Raw genomic sequence first — 10,628 nt, 5'->3', positions numbered from 1 at the left:
CCCGGTAGGCTCGATGCATCGGGTGAGGAGGTGACGTGTCGAAGGTCAGTACGATGGTCGACGAGGGCCTCTTCATCGCGCTGTCCGCCGTGCGGATGGCCGTCAAGAACGAGATCATCATCGGCGCTCTCCGGGAGCACGCCGACTACGATCCCGAAATGTATGCGGACGCCGCCCGGAACGAACTGGACGTGCTCATCCGCCAGAACGACTCGTACGCCCGGCGGGTGCGCCGCCTCCGGAAGACGCTGACCAGGTCCCGGTGGACCACCGATCTCACCGAGGACCAGCACGCGGACATCAGCCAACTCCGGCTCCGGCGTCGGGTGCACGAACGGCTCTCGATCGCCCTGCGGGCGGTCGCCGAGGATGACCGGCACGTTGCCCGTATCGTCGAGCGGGCCCAGCGGGCCGCCAGTGACGAGATCCGGGCCGCGGTGTCAGCGAAGCTGGTGCGGCTCGCCATCGACGACCGTGACCCGGACTACGAGGACCGGCGGGCCGCCCGCACCGAGGTGTTCGTGAGCATCGACCTGGCCGTGCTCAGGCTCAAGCACGCCGAGAGGTCCGGTTCGCCGGCCAGCGACTACTGATTCCGACGCGGCGCTCCAGAGGGCGCCGCGGTCGGCTCAGCTGCCGGAGAACAACCGGGCGAAGAACCCCTTGGGGGACGGTTCGTTTTCGTGCCCGCGGCAGCGTTGCGCGCCCGGAACCCCTCGCATCACCTGGTCGACGTGCTGTCCGCACCCGGCCCAGGTTGTCTTTCCGCACTTCCTACACGTCACTGCTCGGCACATTCGATGGTCCCTTTCGTTCAACTGTCTCGCTCACGATACCCCATGGGGTATCCGTGATGCTGGCAGGGAACTGGGAGCCCGGTTCAGCGGCGGGCCGACCGGGCCGAACGCCAGGCCTGCCAGGCCCCGGTGGACCACAGGGCCCAGAGCACCAGCAGGGGCTGGAAGGCCAGCCGGATGCCCCGGCTCAGGTCGGAGTTGAGCCCGAACGAGTCGGTGGCCGTGACGAACTGGGAGATGTTGCCGGGGAAGACGGCGAGGAAGAACGCGGCGACGACCCAGCCCACCGGCACGCGCCATCGGGGCAGGGCGAGCAGGGCCGCGCCCAGGGCGATCTCGACCAGGCCCGACGCGATCACGACGAAGTCGCCCCCCAGCGGCAGCCACTGCGGTACCTGGGCGAGAAACGCCTCCCGGTTCCAGCTCAGGTGGCTGATCCCGGCCAGGAGCAGGAACGCGCCCAGCAACCAGCGTCCGATCGTTCGGGGGAGGGTGGTCGGGGTGCGCCCGCGGTCGGCGACCTGTCTGGTCATAGTTCAGGACCGCCCGGCGATTGCGGCGGCGACGTCGGCGTCGGTGCGCGCATTGAACACGCCCCACATGATGTGGGTCGGGCCGCTGCCGTCGCTGCCCGGCGCGGCAGCCCGGCTCGTCCACCGGTTGGCCAGGGCCGCGGCGCCGAGCTCGGTCAGCGACGCGGCGATGATCGTCCTGCGCAGCTTGCCGGCGACGACGCTCCCGTCGGGGGCGAGCCGCCAGCCTCGGTCGCTGGCGAGCACCTGGCCGATCTCCTCCTCGGTGAGCCAGCGCGAAAAGCTCCGTGCGGGCGGGGTGATGTCGGTGAGCTTCATCGTGGGAGTGTCTCCGGTCTCGAGCAGGTCTGCCCAGTCCACCACACTCTCCGGTGCCCCGGCCTGATCCGCGCGTCACGGCCGACTCACGGGAAACCCCGGGAATGAAATCAGGATGCCCGCGTTAAGTTGAGTCAAGGGCACTCAAGTTTCACCATCAGGAGGTCACATGCCTACATTCCTTGGTCCCGCAGGGTCCGACGGCGGTTCGTTCGACGAGTTCATCGCCCGCTACCTGCAGGGCCAGCGCGCCGCCCAGTCGGCGCGTCCTATCGACATCACCCGGCTGCTCAGCCGCCGCACCCACGAGGTGCTCGCCCAGGCTGCCCGATACGCGATCGACCACGGCCACTCCGACGTCGACGTGCTCCACATCCTCCGGGTCCTTGCGGTGCAGGAGCCGGCCGCCGGGGCGATCCGGCGAGCCGGGTCGAATCCGGGCGCCATCGCCAAGGCCGCCGAGCAGCGCCTTCCCGAGAAGTCCGAATTGCGCCCCGATGCCGACCCGTCACTGACGCCGTCGGCGCAGCGCGCGCTGCTGGATGCGCACCAGGTCGCCCGCGCCTTCGGCTCGACCTACATCGACCCGGAACACCTCTTCTTCGCGTTCGTCGTGAATCAGGATTCCCCGGCCGGCCAGGTGCTGGCCGCAGCCGGGGTCACCCAGGAGTCCCTGCAGTCCGGTGCCCGCGCGGCCGAGGACGGACGGCCGGCCGGTGAGCAGTCCGAAGCGGCCGTGGAATCCGAGAACCCGATGCTGGAGCTCTACGGCACCGACCTCACCCAGCGCGCCCGCGACGGCAAGCTGGACCCGGTCATCGGCCGGGCCGACGAGATCGATCAGACCATCGAGATCCTGTCCCGCCGCACCAAGAACAACCCGGTTCTGATCGGCGAGGCCGGTGTCGGCAAGACCGCGATCGTCGAGGGTCTGGCCCAGGCCATCGTCGACGGGAAGGTCCCTGAGCAGCTGCGGCAGAAGCGGGTGATCGCGCTCGATCTGCCCGCCATGCTCGCCGGCACCCGGTACCGCGGCGACTTCGAGGAACGCCTGACCAAGACGATGGACGAAGTCAGCGCGCGCACCGACGAGCTCATCGTCTTCATCGACGAACTGCACACCGTGGTCGGCGCCGGAGGGGCCGGCGACGGGGCGATGGATGCCGGCAACATCCTCAAGCCGCGCCTGGCCCGCGGGGAACTGCACGTGGTGGGAGCGACGACCCTCAAGGAATACCGCACCGTCGAGAAGGACCCGGCGCTCGAACGCAGGTTCCAGCCCGTTCGGGTCGGCGAGCCGAGCATCGACGACGCCGTGCAGATCCTCACGGGTTTGCAGGGCCGGTACGAGGAGCACCACGGCGTGCGCTACACGGCAGAGGCGATCCGGAGCGCGGTCGAAATGTCGGCGCGCTACATCACCGACCGGTTCCTGCCCGACAAGGCCATCGACCTGATCGACCAGGCCGGCGCCCGTCTGCGCCTGAAGCTCGGCTCCCGGCCCGACCTTGCCCGGCTGCGCGAGCGGCTTGCCGCCCTCGAGTCCGAAAAGACCCTGGCGGTGGCCGCCGAACAGTACGAAGAGGCGTCGAGGCTGCGTGACGAGGCCGACACCCTGCAGGAGCAGATCGAATCGGCCGACGCCGGCCGGGCATCCATGCCGGCCCCGGACGACGCCGTCGTCGGCGAACCCGAGATCGCCGAGATCATCGCCCGGGCGACGGGCATCCCGGCCAGCCGGCTCACCGCCGGCGACCGCGAACGCCTGGCCCGGCTCGAAGACGACCTGCACCTGCGGGTGGTCGGGCAGGATGACGCGGTGACGGTGATCGCGAAGGCCGTGCGACGCAACCGCACCGGCATGGGCGACGCACGCCGGCCCGTCGGGAGCTTCCTGTTCCTCGGGCCCACCGGCGTCGGCAAGACCGAACTCGCCAAGGCCCTCGCGGAGTCGCTCTTCGGCGACGAGAACGCCATGCTGCGGTTCGACATGAGCGAGTTCAGCGAACGGCACACCGTGAGCAGGCTCGTCGGCGCTCCTCCCGGCTACGTCGGCTACGACGAGGCAGGGCAGCTGACCGAACGCGTGCGGCGGAACCCGTACTCGGTCGTGCTCCTCGACGAGATCGAGAAGGCGCACCCTGACGTGTTCAACCTGCTGCTGCAGGTGCTCGACGACGGGCACCTCACCGACGGTCAGGGCCGAACGGTGGACTTTCGCAATACGGTCGTGATCATGACCTCGAACCTCGGTTCGGAGTTCCTGGCCAGCCGCAGCGGGGCTCTGGGCTTCACCACCGAGACGGACGGGGCCGGCAACGGCTTCGGCTCGGAGAAGGCGCTGCGGGGCCGCGTGATGGGCAAGCTCCGCGAGGCCATGCGGCCGGAATTCCTCAACCGGATCGACGAGATCGTGCTGTTCCGCAAGCTCGACCAGCCGCAGTTGCGCCGGATCGTCCGACTGCTCCTCGGTCAGACCGAGGCCCGACTCCGCAACCAGGGGATCGGCATCACGGTGACCGATGAGGCCGTCGACTGGATCGCCACCCACGGCTACCAGCCGGAATACGGGGCACGGCCGCTGCGCCGGGTCATCCAGCGTGAGCTCGACGACCGCGTCGCGGACCTGCTGGTGGCAGGCGACCTGGAGTCCGGGGGAGACGTCACCGTCTCCGTCGATGGCGACAGCCTCCGGGTCGACCGGCGCCTGGTGCTCGTCGCGTGAGCGACGGTGGCCGGCCCGATATCGGGCCGGCCACCGGTTCGCCGTCTGGGCAGCCGAGAGCCAGCTGCGCAGCCGAGAGGCGCTGCGCGGCCGAACTAGACTCGACTGACAACCGCTCGACGAGAACCCCGGGGAGACGCGTGCGCACGACACCGCGGATGCTCGGCGTGGCCGCCCTTGTCGCCCTCGTCGCCCTGTCCCTGCCGGCTCCCGCTCGAGCCGACGAGACGTACCCGAGCTGGGCGGATGTCCAGGCGGCCCGGAGCACCACGGCAACGACCCAAGCCGCGGTCGAACGGATCACCGGGCTGTTGTCCGGGCTGGAGGCCACGGCGGCGAGCCTCGGCGACGCGGCCATCGTCGCCAACGGGGCGGCCGCCACTGCCCAGGCCGACTCGGGAACGGCCGCCGCGCACGCCGCCGCGCTCTCCGCTCGACTGGCCGTCGCCTCGGACAAGGCGTCGGCGGCAGACGATCAGCTCGGCCGGACGGGGCGCAGCTCTACCGGGCGGGCTCGGGCGGCGTCGTCACCCGGCTGCTCCTGTCTGCCGACGGCGGGGCCGACCTGCTCTATCAACTGGGCGTGACGACACGCCTCGGCGAGACGGCCGCCGGCATCCAGCAGAGGGCCCTGGCACAGGCCAACGTGGGCCAGAGCGCCTCGAAGGCGGCGGCGGCGGCCGCCGCCGAGCGGGACCGGCTGGCCAGGATCGCCCAGAACCAGGCGGCAGCGGCGGTGACCGCCCAGCGGGCCGCCGATGAGCAACTGGCCGCGCAGACCGCGACGGCCGACGTGCTCGTCGCCCAGCTCGCCAGCCTCAAGAACTCCACGGCGGAAACCGAACGCTCCTATCTGGCCGGGGTCGCCGCGGATGAGGCCTACCAGAAGCAAGAGGCGGAAGCGGCACGGGCAGCAGCCGCAGCGCAGGCCGCGGCCGGCCAGGGCGGAGGGACCGGAAGCGGGGGGACCGGAAGCGGGGGTTCGGGTACCGCGCCGTCACCGGGCACGGTCGTCGATCCGGCCGCAGCACGGGCCTACGCCTCCTCGGCCGTGTCCGCACGCGGCTGGAGCCAGGGTGAATTCAGCTGCCTGGTGTCGCTGTGGAACCGGGAGTCCGGTTGGCGAGCCGACGCCTACAACGCCGGCAGCGGGGCCTACGGCATCCCGCAGTCCCTTCCGGGCAGCAAGATGGCGTCCGCCGGCAGCGACTGGCGCACGAGCGCCGCGACCCAGATCAACTGGGGCCTGGGCTACATCGCGGCCCGGTACGGCACCCCCTGCGGGGCATGGGCGCACTCCGAGAGCGTGAACTGGTACTGACCGCTGACCGGGCGGTCGAACAGACTGGTGCCGGGCGGCGCAATCCCGCTAGGTTGTCCGCATGGGAACCGATGCCGTGCTCCTCACCGTCCCCGGACCGCAGGGCGACCGCGAGGTGCGCCTCTCCAGCCCCGGCCGGATCCTCTGGCGGGAGACCGGGACCACCAAGCTGGACCTTGCCCGCTACATCATCGACGTCGGCACCGCCTTCATCCGCGCCAACGGCGACCGGCCGGTGACCCTGCAGCGGTTCCCGGACGGCGTCGAGGGCGACCAGTACTTCTCGAAGAACCCGCCGCGGGGCGCGCCCGACTTCGTGCGGTCGGTGACGGTTGTGTACCCGAGCGGACGGTCGCATCCGCAACTGGTCCTTGATGAGCCCGCCGCCGCGGTCTGGGCGGTGCAGATGAACACGGTCGTCTTCCACCCGTGGGCCTCGCGCGCCGGGTTGCCCGAAAACCCCGACGAGCTGCGGATCGACCTCGACCCGCAGCCGGGCACCGGCTTCGGCGATGCCGTCACGGCCGCGGTCGAACTGCGCTCGGTGCTCGGGGAGGCCGGCCTGACCGCCTTCGTGAAGACATCCGGGAACCGCGGCCTGCACGTCTTCGCGCCGATCACCCCGACCCATGAGTTCCTGGACGTGCGGCACGCGGTGATCGCGGCCGCACGGGAACTGGAACGCCGGATGCCGCGCCAGGTCACCACGAACTGGTGGAAGGAGGAGCGGGGCGAGCGGGTGTTCGTCGACTTCAACCAGGCGAACCGGGACCGCACGATGGCCGGCGCCTACAGCCCGCGGCCGCTGGCCCACGCGCCGGTGTCCTGCCCGCTCGACTGGGATGAGCTCGGTGACGCCGATCCCCGGGACCACACCGTCGCCACCGTGCCGGATCGGCTGCGCAGCACCGGCGACCCCTGGGCGCGGATGCACGATCACCCCGGAACGATCGACCTGCTGCTCGGCTGGTGGGCCCGGGACCGGGAGGCGGGCCTCGGCGAGCTGCCGTTCCCGCCCGACTTCCCGAAGATGCCGGGGGAGCCGCCCCGGGTGCAGCCGAGCCGGGCCCGTCCGGATCACTGACCATGGGCGGCCCGGCAGCAGGTTTTACCGTGACCGTGAGGATCGCTGGCGTCATCGTGGGAATTCGAGCTTCCACGCCTTCCAGCGTAGAAGTCCCTGTCGCATTCGCCCCGAAGGGTTGTAGTTTGTGAGCAATCGGTGGCGGAGACCCGGCCCGGCGGATCAGGCTCGAGGTCCCGGCAGCGAGAGTCACAGACGCAGGCGTGGAGAGAAGCGACCATGGATTCGGAACCGGTGCTCGAGCGCTGGGAGCAGGGAAGCCCGTACGAACGCTACATCGGGCGGTGGAGCCGTCTGGTCGCCGCGGAGTTCGTCGACTGGCTCGGGATCTCGCCCGGTCGGCGCTGGCTCGACGTGGGCTGCGGCACCGGGGCGCTGTGCCAGGAGATCCTGGACCGGTGCTCCCCGACCGAGGTGACCGGGGTGGAACCCTCGGCAGGATTCCTCGCGGCGGCGCGGGAGAACCTGGGCGGCCGGGCACGGCTCTACCAGGGCGGCGCCGAGGCCATCCCGCTTCCCGGCCAGGCGGTCGACGTGACCGTGTCCGGTCTGGTCCTCAACTTCATCACGGATCAGCGCGCGGCGCTGGCCGAGATGGCCCGGGTGACGGTGGAGGGAGGCACCATCGCCGCCTATGTCTGGGACTACGCCGGGAAGATGGAGCGCATCCGGTATTTCTGGGACGCCGCGGCCCTGCTCGACCCCGACGCGGTGCGCCTGCACGAAGGCGCCCGGTTCCCCTCCTGCCGGCCCGAGGCCCTGCAGGACCTGTTCACCGAGGCAGGGCTGACCGACCCCGAGGCCCGGGCCATCGACATCCCCACCCCATTCCCCGACTTCGACGACTATTGGGAGCCGTTCCTGGGCGGGCAGGGCCCGGCTCCCGCCTACCTGATGTCACTGGACGAGCGCCGGCGGGCCTACCTGCGCGAGATCCTCCGCGCGCGCCTGCCCGTGCAGCCCGACGGCTCGATTCCCCTGTCGGCCCGTGCCTGGGCGGTGCGCGCCACCGTCCTCGCCTGAACGGCGGGCGGCCCGGGCACAGGCCATAGAGTGGGGTCATGAAACGAGTGGGTTCATGAAACGAGTGGGGCCATGAAGCACGGTCAACCCGACGAAACGACGGCAGCGTTGCTGGAACTGGCACGGGCACACGGGGTGGACACGTCGATCCGCGGCTGGGACGGTGTGGAACGAACGGTGCAGGCCGAGACTCTGCGCGGCGTGCTCACGGCCCTGGGCGTCCCGGCCGGCTCGCCGGAGGAGCTCGCGTCGTCGCTGGCCGAGAAACAGAGTGAGCCGTGGCGTCGGCTGCTGCCGCCCACTCTCGTCGCCCGCGAGGGCAGCGAACTCGACGTCGCCGTGCACGTCGGCACCGGCCAGTCGGTCACAGTGTCGGTCCTCGCCGAAGACGGTTCACGGCATCCGGTTCCGCAGCGCGGCGACTGGAGCGACCCGCGGAACATCGACGGCCGCAGTGTCAGCCGGGCCTCCTATGTCGTGCCCGCCGACCTGCCCCTCGGCTGGCACACCCTGCTCGCCGAATCGGCCGGCGAGACGGCCAGGAGCACGCTCGTGGTCACCCCCGAGCGCTTGCAGACCACCCAGGCGCTCGCCGGGCAGCAGAGCTGGGGCCTGATGGCCCAGCTGTACTCCGTGCGGTCCTCACGGTCCTGGGGAATCGGCGACTTCGCCGACCTGGCCGACCTGGCCGCGATCTCCGGAGCCCAGTACGGCGCCGGATTCGTGCTGGTCAACCCGCTGCACGCCTCGGAGCCGGCCCCGCCCGTGGAGCCGTCGCCCTACCTGCCGTCCAGCCGGCGGTTCTTCCACCCGTTGTACATCCGGGTCGAGGACATCCTCGAGTACGCCTACCTGCCCGCCGCGTCCCGCACCGTCGTGGAGAACCTCGCGGCCACCTTGCAGCCGGCGAACCTCGACACCGAACGGTTGGACAGGGACTCCTCCTACGCAGCCAAGCTCACCGCGCTCGAACTCATCCACCAGGTCCGGCGCAGCCCGGCAAGGGAGCACCAGTTCGAGGTCTTCCGCCGGGAGCAGGGCCCGGGGCTCGAGGACTTCGCGCTGTGGTGCGCGTTGACCGAACGCTTCCCGGCGGACTCGCCGGAGTGGCTGCTGGAACCGACCGGCCCGCGCGGCCCTTTCGCCGCACTGCACCGGGACGAGCTCGCCGACCGGGTGACCTTCCACTGCTGGCTGCAGTGGGTGTGCGACCACCAGCTGGAGACCGCCCAGCGGGCGGCGACGGATGCCGGCATGGGCATCGGCGTCGTGCACGACCTCGCGGTCGGGGTACAGCGCCACGGCTCGGATGCCTGGACCCTGCACGACGTGCTCGCCCAGGGGATGACCGTCGGTGCGCCGCCGGACATGTTCAACCAGATCGGCCAGAACTGGTCCCAGCCGCCGTGGCACCCGGGCCGGCTGGCCGACTCCGGCTACGCGGCGTACCGGGACATGCTCCGCAGCGTGCTCCGTCACGCCGGCGGGGTGCGCGTCGACCACATCCTGGGTCTCTTCCGGCTCTGGTGGATCCCGGAAGGCGCTGGTCCGGGGGACGGCACGTACGTGCACTACGACCACGAGGCCCTGATCGGCATCCTGGCGCTCGAGGCCCAGCGCGCCGGGGCGATTGTGATCGGCGAGGACCTCGGGGTCTTCGAGGGCTGGGTGCGGGAGTACCTGGCCGAGCGCTGCATCTTCGGAACCTCCATCCTCTGGTTCGAGCGCGACAACGGGGTGCCGTTCGCCCCCGAGCGCTACCGGCAACAGTGCCTGACCAGTGTGAACACCCACGACCTGCCGCCGACCGCCGGCTACCTCGCCGGAGACCACGTGGCCCTGCGCGAATCCCTCGGTCTGCTCGGTCGCCCGGTCGACGAGGAACGGGCGGCGGACGCGGCGGAGCAGGAGGCGGTGCTCGCCCTCGTGCGCGAGCGGGGGCTGCTGCCGGTGTCCGGGACGCCCGTCGGGATCCAGGAAACGGTCGAGGCGCTCCATGCGTTCACGGCGCTGACGCCGTCATCGCTTCTCGGCGTGGCGCTGGTGGACGCGGTCGGTGAGCGGCGCACCCAGAACCAGCCGGGAACCATGAACGAGTACCCGAACTGGCGGATTCCCCTGGCCGGCCCGGACGGGGTGTCCGTGCTGATCGACGACCTGCCCGGCAACACGCGTTTCGCGTCGCTGATCAGGGCGATGAAGCTCGGCGACCGGGTTGGTGCCGACGCCGTAGCTGACCCGACTCTCGGGTATCCGCGCCGGGTGGTCGATAATCGAAGCAGGAATCCGTCAACGAAGGAGTGCAGCTCATGACCTCACGTCTCAACCCGTACCTGAGTTTTCGCGACACGGCCAAGGAGGCCATGGAGTTCTACCAGTCGGTCTTCGGCGGCACCCTGACCCGCAGCACGTTCGCGGAGTTCCAGGTCAGCCAGGACCCGGCTGAGCAGGACAAGACCATGCACGCCATGCTGGAAACGGACGGCGGCCTGGTCCTGATGGGCGCGGACACTCCCAACAGCATGGAGTACACGCCCGGCACCAATTACGCGGTCTCCCTCAGCGGCGACTCCGCGGACGAGACCGAGCTGCGCCGGTTCTGGGACGGGCTCTCGGCCGGCGGCACCGTGACCATGCCGCTCAACAAAGCCCCGTGGGGCGACAGCTTCGGGATGTGCCTGGACAGGTTCGGCGTGAGCTGGATGGTCAACATCGCCGGGAGCCCCACCTAGATGAGTGAGTCCTAATCGATTGTCGGTAGCGGTACACGTCTAGTCAGATCGGACTGGCCCGGCGTGGACGCTGTTAATCGAAGGCGGAGGGTGTT

The 10,628-nt window shown here is 70.5% G+C and carries 10 protein-coding genes; 8 read left to right on the top strand and 2 right to left on the bottom strand.

The annotated features are described in order from the left end of the window. The first annotated feature begins 35 nt into the window (after positions 1–35). The gene (locus E3O48_RS01080; RefSeq protein ID WP_134507256.1) at positions 36–593 is read left to right on the top strand and encodes a hypothetical protein; all 558 of its coding nucleotides are present in this window, start codon (positions 36–38) and stop codon (positions 591–593) included. Between the two features lie 287 nt (positions 594–880). Here E3O48_RS01080 and E3O48_RS01070 read toward each other — a convergent pair whose 3' ends face one another. Together E3O48_RS01070 and E3O48_RS01065 are read right to left on the bottom strand one after the other, a co-directional pair. Further along, a complete protein-coding gene (locus tag E3O48_RS01070) occupies positions 881–1,330 on the bottom strand; it encodes a hypothetical protein (RefSeq protein WP_134507254.1) in 450 nt (149 codons plus the stop codon). A gap of 3 nt (positions 1,331–1,333) precedes the next feature. After that, positions 1,334–1,690 carry a hypothetical protein gene (locus E3O48_RS01065; RefSeq protein ID WP_134537003.1) on the bottom strand — a complete coding sequence of 119 codons (357 nt, stop codon included), beginning with the start codon at positions 1,688–1,690 and terminating at the stop codon, positions 1,334–1,336. Positions 1,691–1,817: 127 nt separating this feature from the next. Between E3O48_RS01065 and E3O48_RS01060 the strand changes: the two genes are divergently transcribed. From E3O48_RS01060 to E3O48_RS01035, 7 genes are all read left to right on the top strand, one after another. Continuing rightward, positions 1,818–4,373 carry an ATP-dependent Clp protease ATP-binding subunit gene (locus E3O48_RS01060; RefSeq protein ID WP_134537002.1) on the top strand — a complete coding sequence of 852 codons (2,556 nt, stop codon included), beginning with the start codon at positions 1,818–1,820 and terminating at the stop codon, positions 4,371–4,373. Between the two features lie 140 nt (positions 4,374–4,513). Beyond that, positions 4,514–4,960, top strand: coding sequence for a hypothetical protein (locus E3O48_RS17895; protein WP_241982347.1), 447 nt, complete (start codon positions 4,514–4,516; stop codon positions 4,958–4,960). After that, complete coding sequence (locus E3O48_RS17890; RefSeq protein WP_241982346.1) at positions 4,957–5,694, top strand: lytic transglycosylase domain-containing protein; 738 nt, start codon at positions 4,957–4,959, stop codon at positions 5,692–5,694. Before E3O48_RS17895 ends, E3O48_RS17890 begins: the two co-directional genes overlap by 4 nt. A gap of 61 nt (positions 5,695–5,755) precedes the next feature. Next, the gene (gene ligD, locus E3O48_RS01050; RefSeq protein ID WP_134537001.1) at positions 5,756–6,778 is read left to right on the top strand and encodes a non-homologous end-joining DNA ligase; all 1,023 of its coding nucleotides are present in this window, start codon (positions 5,756–5,758) and stop codon (positions 6,776–6,778) included. A gap of 219 nt (positions 6,779–6,997) precedes the next feature. Next, positions 6,998–7,801, top strand: coding sequence for a methyltransferase domain-containing protein (locus E3O48_RS01045; RefSeq protein WP_134537000.1), 804 nt, complete (start codon positions 6,998–7,000; stop codon positions 7,799–7,801). 72 nt (positions 7,802–7,873) lie between these two features. Next, a complete protein-coding gene (gene malQ / locus E3O48_RS01040) occupies positions 7,874–10,114 on the top strand; it encodes a 4-alpha-glucanotransferase (RefSeq protein ID WP_134536999.1) in 2,241 nt (746 codons plus the stop codon). Beyond that, on the top strand, positions 10,111–10,533 hold the full coding sequence (locus E3O48_RS01035) for a VOC family protein (RefSeq protein WP_134536998.1): 423 nt from the start codon (positions 10,111–10,113) through the stop codon (positions 10,531–10,533). Before malQ ends, E3O48_RS01035 begins: the two co-directional genes overlap by 4 nt. Positions 10,534–10,628: the final 95 nt, after the last annotated feature.

The sequence above is a fragment of the Cryobacterium sp. HLT2-28 genome (genome assembly GCF_004402495.1).
Classification (GTDB): domain Bacteria; phylum Actinomycetota; class Actinomycetes; order Actinomycetales; family Microbacteriaceae; genus Cryobacterium; species Cryobacterium mannosilyticum.
The sequence above is the reverse complement of the archived record's forward strand: the minus strand, read 5'-3'. Positions and strand labels throughout refer to the sequence as shown.